Source organism: Bacillus sp. cl96 (genome assembly GCF_900100505.1).
Taxonomy (GTDB): Bacteria; Bacillota; Bacilli; order Bacillales; family Bacillaceae_G; genus Bacillus_A; species Bacillus_A cereus.
Genome location: NZ_FNDM01000008.1, coordinates 193,639 through 218,733, shown reverse-complemented (window position 1 = coordinate 218,733; position 25,095 = coordinate 193,639). Strand labels below are relative to the sequence as shown.

Genomic DNA, 25,095 nt, shown 5'->3' with positions numbered 1-25,095 from the left:
CTACACCTCCACATCATACGGTTCATAGTCTTTTCTAAGCGGATATCCTACCCAATCATCTGGCATTAAAATACGCGTTAAATTCGGATGCCCTTTAAATACAATGCCGAGCAAATCGTATGCTTCTCGCTCCGGCCAGTCAGCTCCTTTCCAAAGCGCTGTCACAGATTCGACTTGCGGCGCTTCCCGGTCTAGCTTTACCTTCACCGCTACCGATTGTTTCTTGCCATATGAAAACAAATGAACATACACTTCCATATGTGTCACAAAATCCGTCGCATGTAGCTCTGACATATAATCAAAAGCAAGTCCCTCATGGAATCGCAGTGACTCCATCACTTCATAATACTTTTCGGGATCCACCACAAGAGTTGGCACATCCTTTGACAGTTTATTAATGTAGGAATCTACTAATGCACCCTCTCCTAACTTCTCCCTAATAGCCTCAACATACTGATTTAAATACGGCTGATTTACGGACGGTTCTTCCTGCTTCGGGTCATCCTCTTTCTTACCTTCAGCTCCCTTTTTCTTCGCTCTTGCAGCCGCTGCTGCTTTCGCTTTTGCCGCTGCAATTGCCTTTGCCTTTTCATCTCCCGAATCCCCATCACCTTGCGAGGCTTTCTGCTTCGCCAATGCTGCCGCTTTCGCCTTGGCCGCCGCCACCGCTTTTGCCTTGGCTTTCGCTTTTTCTTCTTCCGTTACTTCTTCGGTTCCTTCTCTTTTCTGCTTCGCTAACGCTGCCGCTTTTGCTTTTGCGGCTGCTGCTGCCTTCGCCTTGGCTTTCGCTTTTTCTTCTTCCGTTACTTCTTCGGTTCCTTCTCTTTTCTGTTTCGCTAATGCTGCCGCTTTTGCTTTTGCGGCTGCTGCTGCCTTCGCCTTGGCTTTCGCTTTTTCTTCTTCCGTTACTTCTTCTGTCCCTTCTCTTTTCTGCTTTGCTAATGCTGCCGCTTTTGCTTTTGCGGCTGCTGCTGCACGTCGTTTTGCTTCTTCTATAGTAATATCATCATTTTTTGGTAGCGCTTTCTCTTTTTCTTGATCTTCCTCCTCAAGTTCACTTATTTCCGCCTCGTGTTTCGCTACAAGGCGTTTTCTCGCTTCTTCTTTCGCACGCCTAGCTGCTTCTTTTTTTAGATCCTCTAAATCTTTATTTGGATTACTCATTTATTCGTCACCTGCTTTCCGGTCTTTGCCTCGTAACGAATTTTCTCTTTTAATTTATTAATTCCATAGATTAAAGCAGCTGGATTTGGGGGACAACCAGGAATATACACATCAACTGGTACGATTTGGTCTACACCTTTCACAACAGCATATGAATTTACATACGGACCACCTGCTGTCGCACAAGATCCCATCGCAATAACCCATTTCGGTTCGGGCATTTGATCATATAAACGCCGAACAATAGGAGCCATCTTCTTCGTTACTGTTCCCGATACAATCATGACGTCCGATTGCCTTGGTGAAGTTCGAAAAAATGACCCAAATCGATCTAAATCGTAATGTGATGAGCCTACCCCCATCATTTCAATTGCACAGCATGCCAGTCCGAATGTCATCGGCCATAAAGAGTTGCTCCTCGCCCATCCTTTCAACTGTTCCAATGTAGAAAAAAAGATATTTCGTTCTAATTCTGCTCGCTCATTTGGATGTAATTCCTCAAAATTTATAACCATTGTAACACCTTCTTTTTCCAAGCATACGCTAATCCAACTAGCAACATTACAACAAAGATGAGCATTTCAATTAATGCAAATAAACCTAGCTTGTCATACGCAACAGCCCAAGGATATAAAAATAAAGTTTCTACATCAAAGATCACAAACAATAAAGCGAAAATATAATAACGAGCATGAAACCGAATATTTGCATCATGAAAAGGCTCAATTCCACTCTCATACGTCGTCGCCTTTGCTGCACTTGGTTTATTTGGGCGCAGCATCCTTCCTAATGTAAGAGCCACTACCGGCAGCAATATACCTAATAGCAAGAAAATCAAAACGATCATATAACTATTTTCATATACACTTGCCATTGTGAAACCCTCCCCCCTAAATTAAGAACAAGTTCACATAGTAAACAATATGTCCTAGTTGCAGTAATTATTATTTTTAAATTTTTCTAAATAATGCAACTATTCTAATCATTATAGCAAACTTCAAATTCCTATGTCGATATGTTGGGAGACAGAAACAAGAATTATTAAAATCTATCTTTACAACTTGCTATAATTGTGCAAAATAAATATAAAACTTATATATGCTTTTCAAGAAACCGTAGGTGATATAAATGAAAAAACAAACACATGTAAGTATTCTTATAAGCATTGTATTGCTGTCTATAACGCTTCACTATGTAGCAATGCCTTTTGTATATGAATACTCATTTCCTTTTCAGCTATTAATCGGAACGAGCACCCTATTAATTGATATTATCGCTTGTAGTTATATACTTTATTTTTCAAACATGAAAGAAGGGCTATCTCGTTTATTTTGGATCATATTATCTGTTGGAGCTCTCTCTTATTTTATCGGTGATATAGTCGTTGCCTATCAGCGTTTAATTGTAAAGGACTTCTATACGTTCGTTGATCCATCTGACTTTTTTTACTTACTTTTTTTAGTTAGCTTTACGTTTGCCTTTCTATACGAAATCATTTATAACCGAGATTTATTAGAAAAACTTTTTATGCTATGTGATATTTGTATTATCGTTACAGCCCAATTTACTTTAAGTTACTACTTACTTATTGAACGAACTATTCATATCTTTACAACATCCTATATCGACATATTTGTTCAACTTACCTATCCAATGGCTGATTTACTCTTTCTCTTAATAGGAATCAACCTTTTATTCAAACCACTATCCTTATTACCTAAAAAGGTCGGTGCACTTCTTGGCAGTGCTTTAATTTTATATGCTACTACAGATGCGATTTATGCTTATATAAAATACTTCATACCAGAGTATTCTATGTTTACAGTTACGCCTTTCTATCAAGTAACCTTAGTACTAGTAGCAATCGCCTGTATTCTCCATACAAAAAAGCCTGAAAAACAAGAACAAGTACTACTAACACCTAAAATTGGCGAATCAATCCGATTATCATTACCGTATATTTCTGTATTAATGCTTATTGTTTTTATATTAGTTGAATACGTTTTTGCGCCTATTATAGTAATCGGACTTATAATAACTTTTTCTTTCGTTCTCATACGTCATAGTTTAGTTCGAAAACAAAATAAAATATTATTGATCGCTCAAATGCAATTCAACTCAGAACTCGAGAAACAAATTAAACTACGTACAGAAGATTTAGTAGAACAGAAAAATGAACTCTATCATAATCAACAAATGTTTAAATCTTTATACGAGCATCATCCAGATCCAATTTTCACATTAGATTTGTACGGTAATTTTCTCAAAGTAAATAACGCTGGTACTACTTTACTCGGTTATCAAACGAATGAATTATTAAACCAGCCTTACTATTCACTCATATACGAAGAAGATTTAGAAGAAATGATTAACGCCTTTCATCGCGTGAAAAAGGGATATTCGATTTCTTTAGAAATACGGGCTTACCATAAAAACAGAGATATTTACTACTTGCACGTTACCGCCGTACCGATCTTTTTAAAGGAGAAAATTTCTGGGGTTTATTTAATGATTAAAGATATTACGGAAAGCAAACAACAACAAGAACAAATCAACTTCCTAGCATACCATGATACTTTAACAGAGCTTGCAAATCGTCGTGCATTTCATCAACATTTAGAACAGGCAATTGCGCGAGCAAAAATATCGAAAAAGCCTTTTGCTGTTATGTTTCTCGACCTAGACCGTTTTAAAGTTATTAATGATACCCTCGGTCATCGAGTAGGAGACTTATTGCTCATCGCAGTAGCAAAAAGGCTCGAAAGAATAGCAACATCAAATATGAAACTCGCGCGGCTAGCTGGGGATGAGTTCACAATCCTTATCGAGAATTACAAAAAAAAGCCAGATGTCCAAAAAATAGCTGATAGGATTGTAGCGGCCATGAATGAGCCATTTGAAATCGAAAATCAACATTTACAAATCTCACCGAGCATCGGAATTGCAATATACCCTGAAGCAGGTGAAGATGCGCTATCCATTTTGCAGCATGCTGATATGGCCATGTACGAAGCAAAGAATAAAGGAAAAAACGGTAGCTCTCTTTACACGAAAGAACTATATAAAAAAATGGAACGAAAAGCTCGAATTGAAAAAGATTTGCCAATCGCTTTAGTAAACAAAGAATTTTATCTCGTTTATCAACCACAAATTGATACGACAACAAATAAAATTATCGGTGCTGAAGCTTTAATACGATGGAAACACCCGCTATTAGGTGACATTTCACCATGTGAGTTTATTCCAATTGTAGAAGAGACGCCACAAGTAGTCCCACTTGGACATTGGGTATTACAAGAAGCTTGTCTTCAATTAAAAATATGGCATACCTTTGGCTACCAAAATTTAAAAATAAGTGTTAATTTATCCGCAAAAGAATTCCGGCAAGATCAATTAATCGAAAACATTTCACAAATATTAAACGACGTGCAAGTCGACCCAAAATATGTAACCCTTGAGTTAACAGAAAGAATTGCAATGATTGACGAGAAAGAAACGTTATTGAGACTGAAGCAATTAAAAGAGTACGGTATCCAAACTTCCATTGATGACTTCGGTACTGGGTATTCTTCTCTTGCTTATTTATCAATTTTTCCAATCGACACATTAAAAGTACCGAGAGAATTTACACAATTAGCTGATCATCGTCCTGAAGAACGAGCCATCGTTTCTACAATACTTTCCCTCGCAAATACTTTAAATCTTTCAGTCGTTGCCGAAGGAATTGAAACCGAAAAACAGCTTAAGTTTCTGCAAAAACATAACTGTAAATATATGCAAGGTTACTATTTCAGTAAACCACTTACTAGTAATCAATTTATAAAATTTCTACAAAAAACCCCCAGTATGAACAAATAATTCATACTGGGGGTTTTATAGTGCTAAATTTTTTTCTCATAATATTCTTCTGCAATCTCTTCGTAAAAAGCTGCAGATGTCGTATAGAAATATGGAATTAACCATAAGAATCCAATCCCTAACGTAATACAACTTAATATAAACCAGCCAATAAAACTTAAACATAAAATGAAATACTCCATCTTATGTCCATCCATCATACGACGACTTTCTGTAATAGCTTGGTTCAGTGAATACTCAGGATGATCGTTTATAATAAAGTATGTCATCGCATAAGAAAATGATTTAATAATACCTGGAATAATGAACAATAACGTCCATAAGAAAAGATAAAGATTTACTAATAAATATAATAAAAATGATTTTAGAAATCTCTTTCCCTCTGAAAACCAAATGAATACATTACCAATACTAGCTTGCTTTTCACGAAGGATATTTAAACCAAGGTAATATCCACCTAAAGTTAACGGTCCAGTTACAAAAAATGAAAGAATATTCGTTGAAAGTGAACCATTTGTTTTTTGCCAACCGAAAATTAAAGAAAATCCCCAATCAACACTAAAACTAAAAGCCGTGATAAGAATTGAAATGAGTAGTGTAGCTCCAACAGCTAATCCCCATTTCCCTTCTAATGAATCTAGTGCTTCTCCTTTTAAATCACTAATCATGCGTAGCCTCGCCTCCTATACACAATAATTCTATTAGTATAGCATGTTCCTATTGAAATTCACCTTTTGAAATGTAGCGATAAAAGTGTGCTGTCGTCGTACTCATATACGGACTAAGCCAAAGAAATCCTATTCCAAAAGTAAGCAGCGCTAAAATAGCCCATCCTATGAAGCTCAGCCATAAAAGAAACAAATCTAACTTATGACCCTTCATAAGATTCTTACTTTCCTTCATCGCCTGCGAAACACTATATTCTGGATTTTCAATCATCACATAGTACGTCAGTGCATAAGAAAAATACATCACAATCATACCAACAATTGAAATTGCTAATAGTACGAAGAAAGCTATTGCAAATGACGTATTCCCTTCTTCACCTAACAATGCAAATAAGCCTATTAACAGCATCGGAATCCATGTACCTGTATATAACAAAATCGCAAGCATTGCCCACATTGTTTTCATCATTCTTTTAAAGCCACGAAATCCTTCGAATAAGTAATCTACTTTAGCATCTTCTCGTTTACTAATCTGTAAAAATACATTTGTATAACCATATGACGTAATCCCATACGATGCGTTACTCAAAATTATCATAATGCAATAAAAAATTCCAAAGGTAATACCTGCTCCAATTGACATCGTTTCCTCTTCAAATGATCCAGTTAAGCTTACAACTGAGAGAAATATAATAATTCCTGGAATTAATAGTATAAGCATTGCAGCCAGCGAAACAACATAACTTAAAATAAAATATAAAATTGTTGATCCAACACCTAGTCCCCATTTTCCCTTTAAAGAGTACAATGCTTCTCGCTTCATTTCACCAATCATTGATCCATCCCCTTTATGAAATATAAATTGTTGTACACTTCTACTTATACAAGCATCAATATAATTATACCAGTTTTGTAAAATTATCCATAAAATACACAAAAAAAAATCCGTAAAGGCAAAGCCCTTACGGATTTTTTTACTTCATATCGGAAACGTTCAAACGGTTCACAGCACGTTGTAATGCCATTTCTGCACGTTTAAAGTCAACATGTGCTTGTTTATCTTGCAGACGTTGCTCAGCGCGACGCTTCGCTTCATTTGCACGATGGATATCGATATGGTTTGCTTCTTCAGCAGATGATGATAATACAGTCACTTTATCTGGACGAACTTCGATAAAACCACCGCTTACTGCTACATAATCAGTGTGTCCACCATTTTTCAGACGAACTGCACTAATTTTTAATGGTGCAACAGTTGGAATGTGACCTGGTAAGATCCCCATTTCCCCACTCTCTGCTTTTACACTTACCATTTCTACTTCTTTTTCGTAAACCGGTCCATCAGGAGTTACAATACTGACTGGAAATGTCTTCATACTTCGTCCCTCCTAAGGCCTTACGCCATCATTTTCTTCGCGTTTTCAATAACTTCTTCAATGCCACCTACTAAGCGGAATGCATCTTCTGGAAGGTCATCATATTTTCCTTCTAGAATTTCTTTGAAACCACTAACTGTATTTTTTACAGGTACGTAAGAACCTTTTTGACCTGTAAACTGCTCAGCTACGTGGAAGTTTTGAGATAAGAAGAATTGAATACGACGAGCACGATGTACAACTAACTTATCTTCTTCAGATAACTCATCCATACCTAAGATAGCGATGATATCTTGAAGCTCTTTATAACGTTGTAAAGTTTGCTGTACCTGACGAGCTACTTCATAATGCTCTTCTCCTACGATTTCTGGAGAAAGTGCACGAGATGTAGATGCTAATGGATCTACGGCTGGGTAAATACCCATTTGCGTTAAACGACGCTCTAAGTTTGTTGTTGCATCTAAGTGAGCGAACGTTGTAGCTGGTGCTGGGTCAGTATAGTCATCGGCTGGTACATATACCGCTTGGATAGACGTGATAGACCCTTTATTTGTAGATGTAATACGCTCTTGTAATTGACCCATTTCTGTTGCAAGTGTTGGTTGGTAACCTACCGCAGATGGCATACGACCAAGAAGGGCAGATACTTCAGAACCCGCTTGCGTGAAACGGAAGATGTTATCGATGAACAGAAGTACGTCTTGTCCTTGCTCATCACGGAAATGCTCAGCCATTGTTAAACCTGTTAATGCAACACGTTGACGTGCTCCAGGTGGCTCGTTCATTTGTCCGAATACCATCGCAGTTTTCTTGATTACGCCAGAATCGCTCATTTCGTGGTATAAGTCATTACCCTCACGAGTACGCTCACCTACACCAGCGAATACAGAGATACCACCGTGCTCTTGTGCGATGTTATTGATTAACTCCTGAATTAATACTGTTTTACCTACGCCGGCACCACCGAATAGACCGATCTTACCACCCTTAATGTAAGGAGCAAGTAAGTCTACTACTTTAATACCAGTTTCAAGAATTTCTACTTTAGTAGATAATTCTTCGAATGCAGGTGCTTGACGGTGAATTGGATCACGGTGTACATCCGCAGGAAGTTCACCATCTAAGTCAATTGCATCACCTAATACGTTGAATACACGTCCAAGTGTTGCATCACCAACTGGTACAGAGATTGCTTTACCAGTATCTTCTACTTCTGTGCCACGAACAAGTCCATCTGTGGAAGACATCGCAACTGTACGAACTGTATCATCACCTAAATGAAGTGCAACTTCAAATGTTAAGTTCATGCTTCCGTTTTCGTTGCTTTGTTTTACCGTAAGGGCATTGTAGATTTCTGGTAGCTTTCCGCCATCAAACTTAACGTCTACAACCGGACCCATGATTTGCGTAACGCGCCCTTTATTCATCGGGTTCCCTCCTAGCTTTCTTTTAATTAGCTACCTCTATCAGAGAGGTTAGCTTTTAATTTTTTATTAGTTTAGCTTACGCGACTCTCCTGAAAGAGCCGCTTCCGCTTTTTATTGAATCCAGCTCCAGCGGTTAGAATGTTCGGTGGCTTCGCTTTTTCCTACGAGGCACAAATCGCCTCTACATCAAAAGGCTCCATCCCCCTCTCATTCTGAACGAACCGCTTCCGCTTTTTAATACTATTCTAACGCTGCTGCTCCACCAACGATTTCCGTAATTTCTTGCGTAATCGCTGCCTGACGCGCACGGTTGAATGAAAGTGTAAGTGAATCGATAACTTCCATTGCGTTGTCTGTAGCACTCTTCATTGCTGTCATACGCGCTGCGTGCTCACTTGCTTTACCGTCTAGTAATGCACCGTACACTAAGCTTTCTGCGTATTGTGGCAATAGTACTTTTAAAATTTCTTCTTCAGAAGGTTCGAATTCATAAGCTGTCGTCGGTTTGTCAGACGCCACATCAGTAAGCGGTAAAATTTTATTTTCCGTTACCTCTTGTGAAATTTTACTTACGTAATGGTTGTAGTAAATGTACAGCTCATCATAAGCACCATCTGCGAACATCGCAATTGCTCGAGAAGCAAGGTCTTTAATATCAGTAAATGATGGGTGGTCAGATAATCCAACTACTTCATCAATAATGTTAAAGCCGCGACGTTTTAAATAATCACGTCCTAGTCGTCCAAGCACAATAATAGAATATTGGTTTGAATCCATATTATGACGTTCACGAATTACGTTACTTACTGTACGTAATACGTTACTGTTATAACCACCTGCTAGTCCGCGATCAGACGTAATAACGATGTATCCTGTACGCTTTACAGGACGCGCATTTAGCATTGGATGATTAATCCCTTTGCTTCCTTGCGCAATGCTCGCTACTACTTCTTGAATCTTTTCCATATACGGAACGAAAGATTTAGCATTTTGCTCTGCACGGTTTAACTTAGATGCAGATACCATCTCCATCGCTTTCGTAATTTGACTCGTTTTCTTTGTCGAGTTAATCTTCGCTTTTATATCGCGTAAAGATGCCACAGGTTTTCACCACCTTTTTTCCGGAAGTTGGCACGATTAGTAAGAATCCTCTTCCTAATCTACGTTGCAAGATATTCTTGCTCATGATTGAAGGAAAAGAATAGGTGCACCTACTCTTTTCCTTTACATGACCTTTAGCAATCTCAGAGCCCGAGATGCCTTTTATATATACTATCTAGCTCCAGCGGCTTGAATGAGCCGCTTCCGCTTTTATTATTCAGAAGCTACGAATACTTTTTTAAATCCATTGATTGCTGCTGCAAATTTGTCGTCATCCGTAAGTTTCTTAGTTGTGCGGATTTCTTCTAATAAGTCAGTCGCATTAGAATCTAACCAAGCATGGAATTCTTCTTCAAAACGAGTGATATCTACTACTGGGATATCATCTAGGAATCCACGTGTTAAAGCGTAAAGAATGATAACTTGTTTCTCTACACGTAACGGTTTGTGTAATCCTTGTTTTAATACCTCAACAGTACGAGCACCACGGTTTAATTTCGCTTGAGTTGCTTTATCAAGGTCAGAACCGAACTGAGCGAACGCTTCTAACTCACGGTAAGATGCAAGGTCAAGACGAAGTGTACCTGATACTTTACTCATTGCTTTAATCTGAGCAGATCCACCTACACGAGATACAGAAGTACCCGCATCGATCGCTGGACGTACGCCAGAGAAGAATAGGTCAGATTGTAAGAAGATTTGTCCATCCGTAATAGAAATTACGTTTGTTGGGATGTATGCTGATACGTCCCCTGCTTGTGTTTCGATGAAAGGTAGTGCAGTTAAAGAACCGCCGCCTTTTGCATCACTTAATTTTGCTGCACGCTCTAATAAGCGAGAATGTAAGTAGAATACATCCCCTGGGTAAGCTTCACGACCTGGAGGACGACGTAATAGTAATGACAGCTCACGGTAAGCCGCTGCTTGTTTTGATAAGTCATCATATACTACTAATACGTGTTTACCATTGTACATGAACTCTTCACCCATTGTTACACCAGCATAAGGAGCTAGGTATAGTAATGGAGCTGGTTGAGAAGCAGATGCAGTTACAACGATTGTGTATTCTAATGCACCGTGCTTACGTAGTGTTTCTACTACGTTACGTACAGTTGATTCTTTTTGTCCAATTGCTACGTAGATACAAATCATGTCTTCATCTTTTTGGTTAATGATTGTATCAAGTGCAACTGCTGTTTTACCAGTTTGACGGTCACCAATGATTAACTCACGTTGACCACGGCCAATTGGTACAAGAGCATCGATCGCTTTAATACCTGTTTGAAGTGGCTCATGAACAGATTTACGATCCATTACACCTGGTGCTGGACTTTCGATTGGACGAGTGTTTGTTGTATTGATTGGGCCTAAACCATCAACTGGTTGACCTAATGGGTTTACAACACGACCAATTAGTTCTTTTCCTACTGGTACTTGCATGATGCGACCAGTACGACGAACTTCGTCACCTTCACGGATTTCTGTGTAAGGTCCTAAAATGATAATACCTACGTTGTTTTCCTCTAAGTTTTGTGCTAGTCCCATAACGCCGTTAGAGAACTCTACAAGTTCACCAGCCATAACGTTATCAAGACCATGAGCACGCGCGATACCGTCACCAACTTGGATAACTGTACCAACATCACTAACTTCGATTTCAGACTGATAGTTCTCGATTTGTTGCTTTATCAGTGCGCTAATTTCTTCAGCTCTGATGCTCATGTGCTTCACCCCTATCTATTCTTCATTAATTCACGCTGAATACGTGCTAATTTTCCTTGTAAACTTCCGTCATAAATGCGATTTCCAATACGTACTTTAATTCCGCCTAGTAAATCTTCATCTACAACATTTTTCACGCGAATTGCATCTTTTCCCGTTCTCTTTGCAAATGCTTCAGCAATGTTAAGCTTCTCTTCTTCTGATAGAAGACGAGTAGAATATACAGTTGCATCCGCTACGTTACGTTCTTCATTAGCAAGAACAACATATTCATCTGCAATTTCAGGTAAGATATCAATGCGTTTGTTATCAATTAAAATATATAACGTATTTAAAATAGATTCAGAAACAGATCCGAATACGTTTGCAAGAAACGTTTTCTTTTGTTCCTTTGAAATGTTCGGTTGCGTTAAAAAGCTATGTAGTTCTCCGTTCTTTACATAAACGTTTTGTACAAGGCGTAATTCCTCTTCAAACATTTCTAATACGTGTTTTTCTTTTGCAATTTTAAAAAGAGCGACAGCATAACGTTTTGCTACAATCCCATTGCTCATCGCGCTTCTCCTACTTCTTTAATATAATCGCGAATTAACTTCACTTGATCTTCTTCTTTTAATTCTTTTTCAATTACTTTAGAAGCAATTTGAACAGATAAAGAAGCGACTTGTTCTTGTAAAGCAGCAATTGCTTGCTCTTTTTCGCGTTGAATTTCTTGTACAGCAGATGCTTTAATTGATTCTGCTTCTTCTTTCGCAGCAGCAACAATAACATCCTTTTGATCTACAGCTTGCTTTTTCGCTCTTTCGATTAACTCTTGTGCTTCAACACGCGATTGTTTTAACATCTCACGTTGTTCTTCTACTAATTTCTTCGCTTCAGCATTATTTCTTTCTGCAGCGTCGATTTCATTAGCAACGTGCTCTTCACGTTCTTTCATAATTCCCATTAAAGGACCCCACGCAAATTTGCGTAGCATTACTAATAGAAGTAAGAAAATGAACAATGTATAAGCAATCGTTCCAAATGGAATGGAAGCTCCTAATAATAAAGTTGGCACAAGGATTCACTCCCTTCAAAATATCTAAATTGATCATATGAAAAAAAAAGACATACGTTTCGTTCATAAAGCAATGGCGAAGAAAGTTCGGAAAAACACTCTTCGCCATCTATGTAAGGGGAGTCTCCCTTATTTGTTCATTACGATGAATGCAATAACTACACCGATGATTGGAAGTGCCTCAACTAAAGCAACCCCGATGAACATAATTGTTTGAAGTGCGCCTTTTAATTCTGGTTGACGAGCAACACCTTCGATTGTACGTGATACGATAAGACCGTTACCAATACCTGCACCTAATGCTGATAAACCAATTGCAATTGCAGCTGCGATTACACCTAAACTCATTTAATTTGTCCTCCTTTGTATTATAAAAAAATAAATTTTTTCTTACTTAAATTATATTAATGGTCATGGCTTACTTTATGAGCCATATAAACCATCGTTAACATAACGAAAATAAATGCTTGGATTGATCCAACGAATACACTGAATCCCATCCATGCTAACATTGGTACAAGCGCACCTAATGCCCCAAGGACTGATGCTCCGCCCAACTTAGCAAGTAATCCTAATAAGATCTCACCTGCATAAATGTTACCAAATAAACGAAGACCTAACGTTAATGTGTTAGCAAACTCCTCAATAACCTTTAATGGGAATAAGAATTTCATAGGTTGGAAATAACCTTTTACGTACTCTTTCGTACCCTTCATCTTAATTCCATAATAATGGGTGAGGGTAACTACCATCACGGCTAATGTTAATGTAACTGCTGGATCAGACGTTGGTGATCTCCACCATGCAATATGTTCGCCAGCTTCAGTTGCTGAATACATGAATGGTAAACCAAGGAAGTTCGATACGATGATAAACATGATAAGCGTAACGCCAAGCGTTAAGAAACGTCCACCTGTTTTCCAGTCCATCGTACTATTGATAATCCCTTTCACGAAGTCAAACACCCATTCCATGAAGTTTTGCATCCCGGTTGGGCGAAGAGCTAAGCTGCGAGTTCCGATAACAGCGATTAAGAAAACAATAACTGCTGCTACAGTAACCATCATAACTGATGACAAATCGAACGTTAAACCTAGAAATTCAACTAATTTACCGTGTTCCACTAGTAATTCACCTCTCTTCCCTGCTCTTATACTCTAAATAAAGAAAATCTATGATCATGACAAGGTATCCTGTCAGCAATCCTACACCTAGGCCCCACATCGCGATTAACTCTTGATATTTGGCTGCAAATAAAATTAATAACCCAATCGTGGCGAATCTTGAATATGTACTTACCGCTGTTGCCTTGAACTTCACGTTTTCTCCATTTGTTACGCGATCTAGCAGCTTGTCTGTTCTACGTGCAATGATGCGCAAACTAAGAAAACTGAAAATCGTACCGATAATCAGTCCAAGAAATACATCCTTGTAAGAGGTAAATCCCCATCCTAGCACTAGAAGCGCAAGCAAGTAGTACATATATTTCTTTTGTCTTTGGACAAGTCCATGTACGTCTATCATCATTGCTCTCCCGAATAGTAATGTCGAATGAGTCGAATCATTGCGTATACCCCTGTTCCTAGTCCGAGTAATAACCCTATAATAAGAAACAACGGAAACGTTCCAACCTTATTATCAATCCACTGCCCACCAAAGATTCCAACAAGAATAGAACCGACTAATTGAGCAAGAATACCTGACATTAAAGCATAAGCTTTTATATGGCTGCGATCGTTTTTTTGCAAGGATTCATCCCTCCAATATGTAACCCTCATTCACGATGTGTTAATAATAACTCATTTTTTTGCATAAATCCTATACAAAACAAAAAGTTTACATTTTCGTCACGGAATAGATGTAATTTTGTCACTGAAAGCCCTACCATCTATCCCCGTTGTTAGCATACAATAGGGTATTAACAGTGTCAACGAGAAATCGTAAAAAATCTAAAAATTTGAGTATTAGGCATTTCCTCCCAAAAATGAAAACGTTCCCCTTCTAAATACTGGTTACATATATGCAATTTCTAACAGTTTTCTCTTTATAATAGAAGGAAATGTTCACAAGTTTGTCACTATTATATTTTCGAGATATAACGCTTTTCTTCCATAATATAGTGTTCCTCAGACGTAAGACTTCTATATTATATGTGAGGTGTATGCAACTTATGTTGTATATACGATGTATATTTATCCTCTCCCCCTCCCCTACTTGCTTACAGCAAAAAGACGAGCTGGGGAATCTCCCCTGCTCGTCAGTTGTCTTACTTCGTTCCGAATAAACGGTCACCAGCATCACCAAGACCTGGTACTACATATCCGTGGTCATTTAATTTCTCATCTAATGCTGCTACATAAATATCAACATCAGGATGTTCTTCTTGTACTACTTTTACCCCTTCTGGAGCTGCAACGATACACATTAATTTAATTTGTTTCGCACCGCGCTTTTTCAGAGAGTTAATTGCTTCAGCCGCAGAACCACCTGTTGCTAGCATCGGATCTAGTACGATAAAGTCACGCTCTTCTACATCCGTTGGAAGTTTCACATAGTATTCTACCGGTTGCAATGTTTTAGGGTCACGGTATAAACCAACGTGTCCTACTTTTGCTGCTGGAATTAATTTCAGAATTCCATCAACCATTCCTAAACCTGCACGTAAAATCGGAATTAAACCAAGTTTTTTACCAGCGATCACTTTTGTTGTCGCTTTGCTTACAGGTGTTTCAATTTCAATGTCCTTAAGTGGAAGGTCGCGAGTAATTTCGAAAGCCATTAAGCTTGCTACTTCGTCCACTAATTCACGAAAATCTTTCGTACCTGTATTCTTATCGCGAATATATGTAATCTTATGTTGAATTAACGGGTGATCAAATACATACAGTTTTCCCATGTGAATCTCTCCTTTAGATGATATTCATGCGTTTGCACGCTTTTTTACACTATTTACGATTGTAAAGAAAACGCTACTAATATTCAAGGGCAAATTTGGCAAAATCATGATTTTACAATGAATCTATCTAGTATCTTTACCAATTATGGGAGCTGTATCCTTCATTATATCGCCAAAATTTATTCATCATTTGTATACATACTTTAAAAATAATATATGTCCAAAAAAAAGACCGCCAAAACAATTAAGTCTCGGCAGTCTTCTTCAATCTATTATAGATTTGGATACATTGGGAATTTGCTAGTTAACGCTTCTACACGCTTACGTGCTTCTTCTAATGCAGCTTCATTTTCATGATTTTTTAATGTATAAGCAATAAGTGACGCAATTTCATCCATTTCTTCTAAACCAAAACCACGAGATGTTACAGCTGCTGTACCGATACGTACACCACTTGTTACAAATGGGCTTGCTGTTTCAAATGGAATTGTATTTTTGTTCACTGTAATACCAACTTCATCTAATACGTGCTCTGCTACTTTACCTGTGATTTCTAAGTTACGAACATCAATCAAGATTAAGTGATTGTCTGTTCCGCCAGAAACAAGTGTAAGTCCTTCTTTTTGAAGACCTTCAGCTAAGCGGTTCGCATTGTTAATGATATTTTGTGCATATGTTTTGAAATCATCTTGAAGTGCTTCACCAAATGCAACAGCTTTTGCAGCGATTACGTGCATAAGTGGACCACCTTGAATACCAGGGAAGATTGATTTATCAATTTGTTTTGCAAATTGCTCTTCACATAAAATCATACCACCACGCGGACCACGTAACGTTTTATGTGTTGTCGTTGTAACGAAATGTGCATGTGGTACTGGATTTGGATGTAAACCAGCAGCTACTAAACCTGCGATATGTGCCATATCAACCATTAAATAAGCGCCCACTTCATCTGCAATCTCACGGAATCGCTTGAAATCGATAACACGAGGGTATGCACTTGCACCTGCAACGATTAATTTTGGTTTATGTTCTTTCGCTTTTGCTAATACATCATCGTAATTAATACGGTGAGAGTCAGCATCCACGCCATATTCTACGAAATTATATTGTACTCCACTGAAGTTAACAGGGCTTCCGTGTGTTAAGTGACCACCATGAGATAAGTTCATACCAAGTACTGTATCGCCTTGCTCTAAAATCGTGAAGTATACTGCCATGTTCGCCTGTGCACCAGAGTGTGGTTGAACATTTACGTGCTCTGCGCCGAAAATTTCTTTCACGCGATCACGTGCGATATCTTCTACTACGTCTACGTGTTCACAGCCACCATAGTAACGTTTTCCAGGATATCCTTCAGCATACTTATTCGTTAAAACAGAACCTTGTGCCTCCATTACTGCTTCACTTACGAAGTTTTCCGAAGCAATTAACTCAATCTTTGAACGCTGTCTTCCTAGTTCTGCCTCAATTGCAGCAAATACCTTTTCATCTTGACGTTTTAAATGATCCACCAAAATCCCCCTTTTCTGAACGAATTACATCGATTCCCAACAGTTTTTTCTTATTTATTCAGAAAAAACGAAAATTCAGGTTGTAATTCTTTCGAACCTTCATGTTTTCAACTACATTCTAACATGACTTTCTATATCATAAAAGAAAAAAAAGACCGAAAATCGGTCTTTTCTTTCTTCTATTATAAAGTCAGACAACATACCTTTTACCTTATGATAAACAGGTACTATATGACTTTCTAATTTCTCATATTTAACGGCAAGTGGTAGTCTCTTCCACTGCCGCATAGACAGCACGTGCTCCACCAATTAGTTTTCCACGTGTTTTGGCCATCGTTACATGCGCACTTCCAATTTCCTTCACACTTGTACGAACCGGAACAGCTACATGCTTTAAATGCATACCGATAAATGTATCACCAATATCCATCCCTGCATCAGCTTTAATAAACTCAACTACTACCGGATCTTTCAAATTGTGATACGCATATGTCCCCAATGCACCACCTGCTGATCTAACAGGCGTAACTGTTACAATTTCAAATTGATATTTTATCGCTACTTCTCTCTCAACTACTAAAGCACGGTTTAAATGCTCACAACATTGAAACGCTAATTCAATACCTGTTTGCTCTTGAAATTGTTTTAACTCAGAGAAAATCGCCTCTGCTACTTCCATCGTTCCTGATGTTCCAATTCTTTCGCCTAGCACTTCGCTCGTGCTACAACCCACTACAAAAACTTGACCGCTTTGTAATGAAGCTTGTTCTTGGAAATCAGAAAGCGACATTTGTAGCTGTTCTCTTACCTTTACGATTTCTGTCATTACGCCTCTTCCTTTCACAGGTTGGTTCACCAAATTATATTTCACACTACTGATAGTTAGAATCTATTACTTTGTTTCGTATGTTTTAATTTTTCCTACGCGGTTTTCGTGACGACCACCTTCATAATCAGTTGTTAACCAAATTTTCGCGATATCACGCGCTAGACCAGCACCAATTACACGCTCGCCCATTGCTAGCATGTTAGTGTCATTATGCTCTCTCGTCGCTTTCGCGCTGAAAGTATCATGAACTAACGCACAACGGATACCATTTACTTTGTTTGCTGCGATTGACATACCAATGCCTGTCCCACAAACTAAAATACCACGATCTACTTCACCATTCGCTACCATTTCAGCTGCTGGAAACGCAAAGTCAGGGTAATCAACAGAACCAGCTTCACATTCACAACCTAAATCAATATATTCAATATTTAACTCTTCTAATAAACTTACAAGTTCTTTGCGGATATTCATACCGCCGTGATCAGATGCTATTACTACTTTCATTTTTACCCCTCCAAAGTTTCAATCAATTATCTTCATTTCACACTCGCTACCTCATATAAGAAGAAGTGATCTCCAATATCGTATTATACACGAAACATCAACCTACTGAATGTTTTTTCAGTAAAGTTTGTACAAGTTTTTCCATCTCATCTAACGTTTCTTTATAAATAGAAAGCGAGCCTCCAAATGGATCTGAAATGTCCTTGCCTATACCTTCAGTTAATCCATATAACGTATTTAATTTCTTTTCAACGCTCGGATAATGCCCAAGTACAATTTGCTTATGGTTTTCTGTCATCGTTACGACAATATCAGCCCAATCAAGCAAAGTTTCATTTACTTGCTGCGCCGCATGATCAATTGAAATTCCTTTTTCAGCTAAAGCTTCCTTCGCATGTACCGATGCATCGCTCCCAGGATAGGCGAAAACACCAGCAGATTGCACTTCAAACTTATCTCCTCCGTGATGACGAAGCAACGCCTCAGCCATTGGACTACGACATGTATTGCCAGTACAAACAAATAACACTCGTTTCATTCAAACCCACCCCTATATTCAATTTCTTATCATTCATCATAACTTACATTAGAATAGAACAAAAGAAATGTGAATATACAAAAGGCGCATTTCTCTTATATTTTTTCTAAGAAAAATGCGCCTTATCCACATATATGTGAAACCCTATTTCCAAGTGCCTAGAGTATTTTAACATACATACTGAACACGCAACAAAAATAAGGAATCCATTTCATACGAAACGGATTCCTCTTATATTGCAATTATTTCATTGTAACTTTCATTACTTCTGTTGAACCTTTTGTAGCTGCTACGCCTACAGTTGTCTTAATAGACTCAGCTGCATCTGTGTTTGTAATAACAATTGGAGTAATTGTGCTTTTCGCTTTTTCACGGATTAATTCTAAGTCGAATGAGATTAATTTATCTCCAGCTTTTACAGCTTGGCCTTCAGAAACGTGAGCTTCGAAACCTTCACCTTCCATTTTTACAGTTTCTAATCCAACGTGGATTAAAATTTCTGTACCGTTTTTCGCTTTAATTCCGATAGCATGTTTTGTGTGGAATAATTGTACGATTTCACCATCAACTGGAGATACAACTACACCTTCAGTAGGATCAATTGCAACACCGTCACCCATCATACGACCAGCAAATACTGGATCTGGTACTTCTTCAATATTTTTCACTGCTCCAGTTAATGGAGCTACGATTGTTTCTTCATTTGTTTTTGAACCAAGACCGAATAATTTTTTAAACATAGGATAGTCCTCCTTATAATTTACCTAAAAGTTTATAGGGCAATCCCTAGTAAAACTCGGGATACATGTAAGACTTCATACTTCGAATATTATACTGTAAAAACGCTTTCGAAATAAATTATGTCATTACTAATAGACTCTTATTGTAGCGCTTCACAAAATTCCAGTCAATTCTGATTGTCTGAATAACAATTAGAAGTTAACTTCTATTTATATTTTCTCTTTTTTTGCCCAACTTGTCTAGAGGTCTTTACTACATTTTATTTTTTGTTGTTAATTTGTAAAATTTAATTCAAACTTTTTTCAAAATCCACTTGACTAAAGTAAGTAACTATTTTATTATTACTTACATAAGGTAAGTTAATAACTTTTAGGAGGTTTTTAAAAATGATGGATTTCGGTCTACTTATTATTCGTCTTATTATAGGAATTACATTCATGGGTCATGGCGCTCAAAAATTATTTGGTTGGTTCGGCGGTTACGGTTTAAAAGGAACAGGTGGCTGGATGGAGTCAATCGGTTTACGTCCTGGTGTATTTATGGCATTTATGGCTGGCGCAACTGAATTACTAGGTGGTTTCTTATTTGCATCAGGTATTTTCATTGTAGTTGGTTCATTATTTATCGTTGGAACAATGTTAATGGCTATCTTCACTGTTCACGGAAAAAATGGTTACTGGGTAACACAAAACGGATATGAATATAACTTAATGTTAATCGCTGTCGCTGTTGGTGTAGCTTTAATCGGGCCTGGGGCATACGTTTTACTTTAATTTTTATCTCAAATTTGAGATTCTTGAAAAAGAACTTACTTCATTACAATTGAAGTAAGTTCTTTTTATGAAACAAAATATTATTTCCAGCAGGATTTTCTCATCGTTATCTTGTAAACAAACAATAAGTATTCATATTTAGAAAGGGGATTACAAGCATGTTATCCATTAATCCAAATGAACAAACTGAAAAAGATAATTACAAATTACTTACCGGAAGTATCATCCCTCGTCCTGTCGCATTCGTTACTTCTGTAACAAAAGAAGGTGTACTAAACGGAGCACCATATAGTTATTTCAATATTGTCGCTGCTAATCCACCACTTATCTCAGTATCTGTACAACGAAAAGCAGGAGAAAGAAAGGACACTTCCCGAAACGCAATTGAAAAAGGAGAATTTGTCGTACATATTTCTGACGAATCGTATGTAGCAGCAATTAACGAAACAGCAGCTAACCTCCCGCCAAATGAAAGTGAAATTGAACTAGCAAAACTAACACCAATCGAAAGTGAAGTCATCTCTGTTCCAGGTGTAAAAGAAGCAAATATTCGAATGGAATGCGTATTAGAACGTGCAATTCCACTTGGCGGAACGGAAGACTCACCAGCTTGTGATCTACTAATTGGACGCGTCGTTCGTTTCCACGTTGCAGAACATCTATATGAAAAAGGGCGCATTCACGCAGAAGGACTCAAACCAATAAGCCGCCTAGCAGGACACAACTATGCAAAATTAGGAGAACAATTTGAATTAGTTAGGCCAGTTTAAAAGTGGAAGTGGCCCGTTTAGCTCTGACCAGCTAAGGTTCTCTCGCACAAAAGGTGCTTTTTACCTTTCGTGCGGGAGGTTCTTAGATGCGAAGAGCTGGCCACTGGAACTGGATAATATCTAAAAGCGGAAGCGGCTCGTTCAGAATGGGAGGAGGATGGAGCTTCTGACGTAGAGGCTCTTTTTGCCTCGCAGGAAGACGCGAAGCCACCGACCATTCTAGCCGCTGGAGCTAGATATATCTAAAAGTGGAAGCGGCTCGCTCAGAATCGCAGGGCACTTCAAGCTCTCGACCTTGAAGCGCTTTTTGCTTCATGCGAGAGAGCGAAATGACCGGAGATTCTAGCCGCTGAAGCTGGATAATATCTAAAAGCGGAGGCAGCTAGATTCCTCCCATCACTCAAATATAAAATCCCCTGCTTTTTAGCAGGGGATTTTATCATTGTAATTCTTCCTTCTTTTCCTCTAAAGTAGGCATTTTCTCTTTTTTCGGCTTCCCTAGCTTAATTACGAAGAAGTATAGGGAAAGCAATGTAATAAGAAAAACAATTAAAAACGGGTACGGAGAGTAAAAAGCACGCGCCGCCTCAGTCTTTCCCGCAACAAATTTCAATGACTCAATATCTAAAAACTCAGCAAACATTTGTACACCGAGCATACTAAACCAAAAAACAAAAAAACTAATAATAATACCAAAAACTTGCTTCAATCTCGTCATTCATCTCATCCTTTCTATATCTGTAATTTTTAGCGTAATAAATATAGTACAAACAAAATATTCACAGAAAGGAACTATCTCACCATTCACGAATTAACTTAATCCAACCTAACATCGAAATTTGCAAAATAATACCCCAAATTATAAGTCTTCTTAGCCATCGAGGAAAGAAGGTTAAAAATTTAACATACCATTCCAATAGCTTGTTCATAATTCCCTCCTACATAAAATTATATAGGAAAAAGGATATATAATCCAAACCCAACCAAAATGATACCACCTACTATCTCACCGTATGTACCGAGCATATCTTTCGCATGTCTCCCAATTAATAAACCAATCCACGCTAATAACATGCTAACAAATCCAAAAAGTAAAATCGTAATAATTGTCTGTGCCCCATAAATACCAAGACTAAGCCCTACTGAGAAACTATCTATACTGACGCCAAATGCAAATACGAATAAACTAATTCCAATAGGGGCAGTTCTAGTCTCTTCATTTTGTAAAATGGTCGAATATACGATATAAAACCCTAGTCCGATTAATAAAATAGCACCCGCAAAATGTGCGATATCTCCATATTTCTCTGATAAAAAACGACCTAGTACCATTCCTATAAACGGCATAATAATATGAAATATCCCTATCGTCATACCAATATACAGGATTTGTCTTAACTTTAGGGGCATCATCCCCATACCAAGACTCACCGAGAACGCATCCATCCCTAAGGCGAATGCCATAATTATTAAAGGTATTAGCTGTTCAAACGTCATTCATGCCCCTCCTTGGACGTGCTACTTCACAATATGCTTATCCAAGGAGAAATATTCTGTTTGCTAATCTTACCTTATCATTCAATAATAATATGATGTCCTGCCGCTTTTGTTAAACGATTCATAATTGCATTCCCTATTCCTTCATTAGGGAATGACTCACTAAAAATAACATCCACTTCACTTGCATCAAATGTTCTAAGTACATCATATAATTTAGTCGCAACGCTAGCTAAGTCACTTCTAACACCACAAGATAATATAACATCTGCACTATATACATGCTGATACTCTTCTGTCGTTAATACGCCTACTTTAAATCCTTCTTTCTTTTTCTCATCCACAAGATGCTGAATAAACTCACGTGAGCCCTCGACAATACTAAGTGGTGCTTTCGGCGCATAATGTGTGTATTTCATTCCAGGCGATTTCGGTTTTTCCTTCTCATCCTTTAAAGCTGGATCTAAAGAAACAGTACCTATCACCGCTTCTAATTGTTCTTTCGTAATCCCACCTGGACGTAATATTGTTGGAACCGTGCTTGTACAATCAATTACAGTTGATTCAACGCCTACTCCAGTTGCACCACCATCAACAATACCTGCAATCTTCCCATTCAAATCTTCATATACGTGAGAAGCTAATGTTGGACTTGGACGCCCTGAACGATTCGCACTTGGTGCCGCAACAGGTACATTCGCCTCTTCAATAAGAGCAAGTGCAATTGGATGATCAGGCATTCTTACTCCAACCGTATTAAGTCCTGCCGTCACCTTCTCTGAAATTCCTTCTTTTCTCGGCAAAATAATTGTTAATGGTCCTGGCCAAAAATGCGCCATTAACTTCTCTGCAACTGGTGGAATTTCTTTCACAATCCCATCTAACTGAGATTTTGTACCTATGTGGACAATGAGTGGATTATCACTCGGTCTTCCTTTCGCTTCGAAAATTTTCGCGATTGCTTCATCATCCATCGCGTTTGCCCCTAACCCATATACTGTTTCCGTAGGGAAAGCAACCGCCTCATTTTCTCTTAATAATTTTGCTGCTTCTTGTAACTGTGGATAATATTTTTTTCTTTCCACAACATTATCCACAACCCACATATTTGTATGCATTTTTTTCCACGTCCTTTTCTAGCCTTAAATACTTGTCTATTTTTAGTTTACTATGAGATTTATCCAAAAGACAAACAAGGTTTATCCACAAAATGTGGATAAACCTAATTAATCCGTGGATAACTTTGTGAATAGCTGACAATTTAGTATTATTGCATTCTGCTCTTTTATATTTTTACAAAAATGTTCTAGCTGTTGAATTCCCTCTGGAACCTCATCCTTTTCTATAGTAAAAAATTCAAAGAACTGAAAGATCGGTACAGATTGTGGATGATTTGTTAGTAAGTACAATTGTTGAACACTTTTTTCTTTCATATACTGCAAAAACATTTCAAAAAAATATAAGAAAGTCTGTTTATCCACATGAGGTGTGAATAAACAAGAACGAATAAGTACATCTTCCCCACTTTGTTCATAACCAATTACAGCTCGTATTTCTTCCGCCTCTTCCAAAATCATAAATTGTGCGTACAACTCATTTATTTTATCATCTTTTTTATTAGCTTGTCCGAAAAAAGAATGTAATCTTTCCACATCTGCTTTCGTAGCAAAATACACTTTCTTCATAATAAATCCCTCCTCATTTTTATATATGAGGAGGGATTTATTAATAGTACTATTTAGAGAATAAAGATGTAAAAGCTTCTACAATAAACAATTTAACTTCTGGCTTTTCTTCTTCCTCTTCTACTTTTACATACTCATTTTGCTGTTCTTGTTTTTTCTCCACAGATTTCTCCACTTTTTCCACATTTTTTGTTTCTTCTTTACTTACAGGCTGCTCTTCGACTTTTGTTTCATTTTTCACTACTTTCTTTTCAGAAGCTGTTACTTTTTTTACTGCTTCCCGCTTTACAACTTTCGTTTCTTTTACCTCATCCTCTTTTTTCTCTTCTACATTTACTACTTCTTCATTATCTATTTGTTTTACTTGCTCCTCTTCAGGAGATTCAGCCTTCACAACATGTTCTTCTTTCCTTACAGCTGTACCACTTGAAAAATCTAAGAAACACATCGGTGGAAATAATACACACCACCAGTTTGCCCCTTCACCTTCCCCAATTGTAATTAAGACTGCTTCATATTCCCCTGCCGGATAAATAAAATTCCCATATACCTTTGTAGGAAACTTTACATTCTTACTAAATTTCACTTGAAATGATTCTTTACTTCCTTCTCTTTTTAACGTATTTTCCACCGTTTTCTCGATTTCTGGAATATGACTTTGAATTACTTTGCGCGCCTCTTCAAATGAAGTTAAATCCGCTACCCATCCATCAATTTGTGCTTTTACTTCATCACGCACTTTACGCTTTAATGCCTGGTCTTTATCTGAATCACTATTTGCTAAAATTCGTAATCGAACGGCCTCTTTCGGAATAACTGAAGGCCCTTTCGCATCAGCTTTCATATATCCAAACTGCACAAGTAACTGTGCACCAATTAATAGTATAAGAAGATAAGCAATAACTTGTTTTTTCATTTCCTCCACCGTCCCTTCTACAAACAGTGTGGACAGACTTTCATCTTTCTAAACTA

At 37.8% G+C, this 25,095-nt stretch carries 31 protein-coding genes; 3 read left to right on the top strand and 28 right to left on the bottom strand.

Annotated features, from left to right (window positions below):
• From BLT20_RS18835 to nuoA, 3 genes are read right to left on the bottom strand one after another with little or no spacing between them, the layout of a single operon-like run.
• Positions 1-1,164, bottom strand: a complete 1,164-nt coding sequence (locus BLT20_RS18835) for an NADH-quinone oxidoreductase subunit C (RefSeq protein ID WP_061685356.1) — start codon at positions 1,162-1,164, stop codon at positions 1-3.
• The gene (gene nuoB / locus BLT20_RS18830) at positions 1,161-1,679 is read right to left on the bottom strand and encodes an NADH-quinone oxidoreductase subunit NuoB (protein ID WP_000236331.1); all 519 of its coding nucleotides are present in this window, start codon (positions 1,677-1,679) and stop codon (positions 1,161-1,163) included. Before nuoB ends, BLT20_RS18835 begins: the two co-directional genes overlap by 4 nt.
• Entirely contained in the window at positions 1,670-2,038 is a 369-nt protein-coding gene (nuoA, locus tag BLT20_RS18825) for an NADH-quinone oxidoreductase subunit NuoA (RefSeq protein ID WP_000179273.1), read from the bottom strand. The genes nuoB and nuoA overlap by 10 nt, the downstream gene beginning before the upstream one ends.
• Positions 2,039-2,292: 254 nt before the next feature.
• Between nuoA and BLT20_RS18820 the strand changes: the two genes are divergently transcribed.
• Complete coding sequence (locus BLT20_RS18820) at positions 2,293-5,022, top strand: EAL domain-containing protein (protein ID WP_000745009.1); 2,730 nt, start codon at positions 2,293-2,295, stop codon at positions 5,020-5,022.
• Between the two features lie 23 nt (positions 5,023-5,045).
• On the opposite strand, the gene BLT20_RS18815 is transcribed toward BLT20_RS18820, so the two are convergent.
• From BLT20_RS18815 to BLT20_RS18720, 19 genes are all read right to left on the bottom strand, one after another.
• Positions 5,046-5,690, bottom strand: a complete 645-nt coding sequence (locus tag BLT20_RS18815) for a DUF975 family protein (protein WP_000622462.1) — start codon at positions 5,688-5,690, stop codon at positions 5,046-5,048.
• 49 nt (positions 5,691-5,739) lie between these two features.
• Positions 5,740-6,525 (bottom strand): DUF975 family protein, encoded by a 786-nt coding sequence (locus BLT20_RS18810; RefSeq protein ID WP_000578820.1) that lies wholly within the window; start codon positions 6,523-6,525, stop codon positions 5,740-5,742.
• 139 nt (positions 6,526-6,664) lie between these two features.
• Positions 6,665-7,066 carry a F0F1 ATP synthase subunit epsilon gene (gene atpC, locus BLT20_RS18805; RefSeq protein WP_000847211.1) on the bottom strand — a complete coding sequence of 134 codons (402 nt, stop codon included), beginning with the start codon at positions 7,064-7,066 and terminating at the stop codon, positions 6,665-6,667.
• Positions 7,067-7,086: 20 nt separating this feature from the next.
• On the bottom strand, positions 7,087-8,493 hold the full coding sequence (gene atpD / locus BLT20_RS18800) for a F0F1 ATP synthase subunit beta (protein ID WP_001032595.1): 1,407 nt from the start codon (positions 8,491-8,493) through the stop codon (positions 7,087-7,089).
• A gap of 240 nt (positions 8,494-8,733) precedes the next feature.
• Positions 8,734-9,594 (bottom strand): F0F1 ATP synthase subunit gamma, encoded by an 861-nt coding sequence (gene atpG, locus BLT20_RS18795; RefSeq protein WP_000157696.1) that lies wholly within the window; start codon positions 9,592-9,594, stop codon positions 8,734-8,736.
• A 213-nt stretch (positions 9,595-9,807) separates the two neighbouring features.
• The gene (gene atpA, locus BLT20_RS18790; protein WP_000027519.1) at positions 9,808-11,316 is read right to left on the bottom strand and encodes a F0F1 ATP synthase subunit alpha; all 1,509 of its coding nucleotides are present in this window, start codon (positions 11,314-11,316) and stop codon (positions 9,808-9,810) included.
• Positions 11,317-11,327: 11 nt separating this feature from the next.
• Positions 11,328-11,870, bottom strand: a complete 543-nt coding sequence (gene atpH, locus BLT20_RS18785) for a F0F1 ATP synthase subunit delta (RefSeq protein ID WP_000064683.1) — start codon at positions 11,868-11,870, stop codon at positions 11,328-11,330.
• A complete protein-coding gene (gene atpF, locus BLT20_RS18780) occupies positions 11,867-12,373 on the bottom strand; it encodes a F0F1 ATP synthase subunit B (protein WP_001142624.1) in 507 nt (168 codons plus the stop codon). The genes atpH and atpF overlap by 4 nt, the downstream gene beginning before the upstream one ends.
• A 129-nt stretch (positions 12,374-12,502) precedes the next feature.
• Positions 12,503-12,721: a F0F1 ATP synthase subunit C gene (gene atpE / locus BLT20_RS18775; RefSeq protein WP_000052064.1), complete on the bottom strand. Its 219-nt coding sequence runs from the start codon at positions 12,719-12,721 to the stop codon at positions 12,503-12,505.
• A gap of 56 nt (positions 12,722-12,777) precedes the next feature.
• A complete protein-coding gene (gene atpB, locus BLT20_RS18770; RefSeq protein WP_000399871.1) occupies positions 12,778-13,497 on the bottom strand; it encodes a F0F1 ATP synthase subunit A in 720 nt (239 codons plus the stop codon).
• Positions 13,498-13,504: 7 nt separating this feature from the next.
• On the bottom strand, positions 13,505-13,897 hold the full coding sequence (locus BLT20_RS18765) for an ATP synthase subunit I (protein ID WP_000567600.1): 393 nt from the start codon (positions 13,895-13,897) through the stop codon (positions 13,505-13,507).
• On the bottom strand, positions 13,897-14,121 hold the full coding sequence (locus tag BLT20_RS18760; RefSeq protein WP_001171223.1) for an AtpZ/AtpI family protein: 225 nt from the start codon (positions 14,119-14,121) through the stop codon (positions 13,897-13,899). Before BLT20_RS18760 ends, BLT20_RS18765 begins: the two co-directional genes overlap by 1 nt.
• 26 nt (positions 14,122-14,147) lie before the next feature.
• On the bottom strand, positions 14,148-14,261 hold the full coding sequence (locus BLT20_RS18755) for a DUF4024 domain-containing protein (RefSeq protein ID WP_000232962.1): 114 nt from the start codon (positions 14,259-14,261) through the stop codon (positions 14,148-14,150).
• 378 nt (positions 14,262-14,639) lie between these two features.
• A complete protein-coding gene (upp, locus tag BLT20_RS18750; RefSeq protein ID WP_000517539.1) occupies positions 14,640-15,269 on the bottom strand; it encodes a uracil phosphoribosyltransferase in 630 nt (209 codons plus the stop codon).
• A gap of 272 nt (positions 15,270-15,541) precedes the next feature.
• Positions 15,542-16,783, bottom strand: coding sequence for a serine hydroxymethyltransferase (glyA, locus tag BLT20_RS18745; RefSeq protein ID WP_000349805.1), 1,242 nt, complete (start codon positions 16,781-16,783; stop codon positions 15,542-15,544).
• 253 nt (positions 16,784-17,036) lie between these two features.
• A complete protein-coding gene (locus tag BLT20_RS18740) occupies positions 17,037-17,609 on the bottom strand; it encodes a TIGR01440 family protein (protein ID WP_000136386.1) in 573 nt (190 codons plus the stop codon).
• Between the two features lie 66 nt (positions 17,610-17,675).
• Positions 17,676-18,119, bottom strand: a complete 444-nt coding sequence (gene rpiB, locus BLT20_RS18735; protein WP_000869542.1) for a ribose 5-phosphate isomerase B — start codon at positions 18,117-18,119, stop codon at positions 17,676-17,678.
• Between the two features lie 97 nt (positions 18,120-18,216).
• Positions 18,217-18,657, bottom strand: coding sequence for a low molecular weight protein arginine phosphatase (locus BLT20_RS18730; RefSeq protein ID WP_000832373.1), 441 nt, complete (start codon positions 18,655-18,657; stop codon positions 18,217-18,219).
• 242 nt (positions 18,658-18,899) lie between these two features.
• The gene (locus BLT20_RS18720; RefSeq protein WP_000473665.1) at positions 18,900-19,397 is read right to left on the bottom strand and encodes a PTS sugar transporter subunit IIA; all 498 of its coding nucleotides are present in this window, start codon (positions 19,395-19,397) and stop codon (positions 18,900-18,902) included.
• Between the two features lie 387 nt (positions 19,398-19,784).
• Here BLT20_RS18720 and BLT20_RS18715 point away from each other — a divergent pair, with 387 nt between their 5' ends.
• Complete coding sequence (locus BLT20_RS18715; RefSeq protein ID WP_000968616.1) at positions 19,785-20,171, top strand: DoxX family protein; 387 nt, start codon at positions 19,785-19,787, stop codon at positions 20,169-20,171.
• A gap of 158 nt (positions 20,172-20,329) precedes the next feature.
• A complete protein-coding gene (locus tag BLT20_RS18710) occupies positions 20,330-20,941 on the top strand; it encodes a flavin reductase family protein (RefSeq protein WP_000949055.1) in 612 nt (203 codons plus the stop codon).
• Positions 20,942-21,380: 439 nt separating this feature from the next.
• On the opposite strand, the gene BLT20_RS18695 is transcribed toward BLT20_RS18710, so the two are convergent.
• The 6 genes from BLT20_RS18695 to spoIIR all read right to left on the bottom strand — a co-directional run bounded on the left by BLT20_RS18695 (position 21,381) and on the right by spoIIR (position 25,039).
• Complete coding sequence (locus BLT20_RS18695; protein ID WP_000197472.1) at positions 21,381-21,659, bottom strand: DUF3935 domain-containing protein; 279 nt, start codon at positions 21,657-21,659, stop codon at positions 21,381-21,383.
• Positions 21,660-21,738: 79 nt separating this feature from the next.
• Positions 21,739-21,870, bottom strand: a complete 132-nt coding sequence (locus tag BLT20_RS31110; protein WP_001037634.1) for a hypothetical protein — start codon at positions 21,868-21,870, stop codon at positions 21,739-21,741.
• Between the two features lie 19 nt (positions 21,871-21,889).
• Entirely contained in the window at positions 21,890-22,438 is a 549-nt protein-coding gene (locus BLT20_RS18690) for a manganese efflux pump MntP (protein ID WP_000142475.1), read from the bottom strand.
• Positions 22,439-22,515: 77 nt separating this feature from the next.
• Positions 22,516-23,556: an L-threonylcarbamoyladenylate synthase gene (locus BLT20_RS18685; protein ID WP_000557353.1), complete on the bottom strand. Its 1,041-nt coding sequence runs from the start codon at positions 23,554-23,556 to the stop codon at positions 22,516-22,518.
• A 108-nt stretch (positions 23,557-23,664) separates the two neighbouring features.
• Entirely contained in the window at positions 23,665-24,123 is a 459-nt protein-coding gene (locus BLT20_RS18680; protein WP_000758440.1) for a GNAT family N-acetyltransferase, read from the bottom strand.
• A gap of 49 nt (positions 24,124-24,172) precedes the next feature.
• Positions 24,173-25,039: a stage II sporulation protein R gene (gene spoIIR / locus BLT20_RS18675; protein ID WP_000745065.1), complete on the bottom strand. Its 867-nt coding sequence runs from the start codon at positions 25,037-25,039 to the stop codon at positions 24,173-24,175.
• Positions 25,040-25,095: the final 56 nt, after the last annotated feature.

Excerpts from the sequence above, each read along its gene's own strand:
- BLT20_RS18835 (WP_061685356.1), bottom strand. The coding sequence starts at position 1,164 with ATGAGTAATCCAAATAAAGATTTAGAGGATCTAAAAAAAGAAGCAGCT.
- nuoB (WP_000236331.1), bottom strand. The coding sequence starts at position 1,679 with ATGGTTATAAATTTTGAGGAATTACATCCAAATGAGCGAGCAGAATTA.
- nuoA (WP_000179273.1), bottom strand. The coding sequence starts at position 2,038 with ATGGCAAGTGTATATGAAAATAGTTATATGATCGTTTTGATTTTCTTG.
- BLT20_RS18820 (WP_000745009.1), top strand. The coding sequence starts at position 2,293 with ATGAAAAAACAAACACATGTAAGTATTCTTATAAGCATTGTATTGCTG.
- BLT20_RS18815 (WP_000622462.1), bottom strand. The coding sequence starts at position 5,690 with ATGATTAGTGATTTAAAAGGAGAAGCACTAGATTCATTAGAAGGGAAA.
- BLT20_RS18810 (WP_000578820.1), bottom strand. The coding sequence starts at position 6,525 with ATGATTGGTGAAATGAAGCGAGAAGCATTGTACTCTTTAAAGGGAAAA.
- atpC (WP_000847211.1), bottom strand. The coding sequence starts at position 7,066 with ATGAAGACATTTCCAGTCAGTATTGTAACTCCTGATGGACCGGTTTAC.
- atpD (WP_001032595.1), bottom strand. The coding sequence starts at position 8,493 with ATGAATAAAGGGCGCGTTACGCAAATCATGGGTCCGGTTGTAGACGTT.
- atpA (WP_000027519.1), bottom strand. The coding sequence starts at position 11,316 with ATGAGCATCAGAGCTGAAGAAATTAGCGCACTGATAAAGCAACAAATC.
- atpH (WP_000064683.1), bottom strand. The coding sequence starts at position 11,870 with ATGAGCAATGGGATTGTAGCAAAACGTTATGCTGTCGCTCTTTTTAAA.
- atpE (WP_000052064.1), bottom strand. The coding sequence starts at position 12,721 with ATGAGTTTAGGTGTAATCGCAGCTGCAATTGCAATTGGTTTATCAGCA.
- BLT20_RS18765 (WP_000567600.1), bottom strand. The coding sequence starts at position 13,897 with ATGATAGACGTACATGGACTTGTCCAAAGACAAAAGAAATATATGTAC.
- BLT20_RS18755 (WP_000232962.1), bottom strand. The coding sequence starts at position 14,261 with ATGGTAGGGCTTTCAGTGACAAAATTACATCTATTCCGTGACGAAAAT.
- upp (WP_000517539.1), bottom strand. The coding sequence starts at position 15,269 with ATGGGAAAACTGTATGTATTTGATCACCCGTTAATTCAACATAAGATT.
- BLT20_RS18740 (WP_000136386.1), bottom strand. The coding sequence starts at position 17,609 with ATGACAGAAATCGTAAAGGTAAGAGAACAGCTACAAATGTCGCTTTCT.
- rpiB (WP_000869542.1), bottom strand. The coding sequence starts at position 18,119 with ATGAAAGTAGTAATAGCATCTGATCACGGCGGTATGAATATCCGCAAA.
- BLT20_RS18730 (WP_000832373.1), bottom strand. The coding sequence starts at position 18,657 with ATGAAACGAGTGTTATTTGTTTGTACTGGCAATACATGTCGTAGTCCA.
- BLT20_RS18720 (WP_000473665.1), bottom strand. The coding sequence starts at position 19,397 with ATGTTTAAAAAATTATTCGGTCTTGGTTCAAAAACAAATGAAGAAACA.
- BLT20_RS18715 (WP_000968616.1), top strand. The coding sequence starts at position 19,785 with ATGATGGATTTCGGTCTACTTATTATTCGTCTTATTATAGGAATTACA.
- BLT20_RS18710 (WP_000949055.1), top strand. The coding sequence starts at position 20,330 with ATGTTATCCATTAATCCAAATGAACAAACTGAAAAAGATAATTACAAA.
- BLT20_RS18695 (WP_000197472.1), bottom strand. The coding sequence starts at position 21,659 with ATGACGAGATTGAAGCAAGTTTTTGGTATTATTATTAGTTTTTTTGTT.
- BLT20_RS31110 (WP_001037634.1), bottom strand. The coding sequence starts at position 21,870 with ATGAACAAGCTATTGGAATGGTATGTTAAATTTTTAACCTTCTTTCCT.
- BLT20_RS18690 (WP_000142475.1), bottom strand. The coding sequence starts at position 22,438 with ATGACGTTTGAACAGCTAATACCTTTAATAATTATGGCATTCGCCTTA.
- BLT20_RS18685 (WP_000557353.1), bottom strand. The coding sequence starts at position 23,556 with ATGCATACAAATATGTGGGTTGTGGATAATGTTGTGGAAAGAAAAAAA.
- BLT20_RS18680 (WP_000758440.1), bottom strand. The coding sequence starts at position 24,123 with ATGAAGAAAGTGTATTTTGCTACGAAAGCAGATGTGGAAAGATTACAT.
- spoIIR (WP_000745065.1), bottom strand. The coding sequence starts at position 25,039 with ATGAAAAAACAAGTTATTGCTTATCTTCTTATACTATTAATTGGTGCA.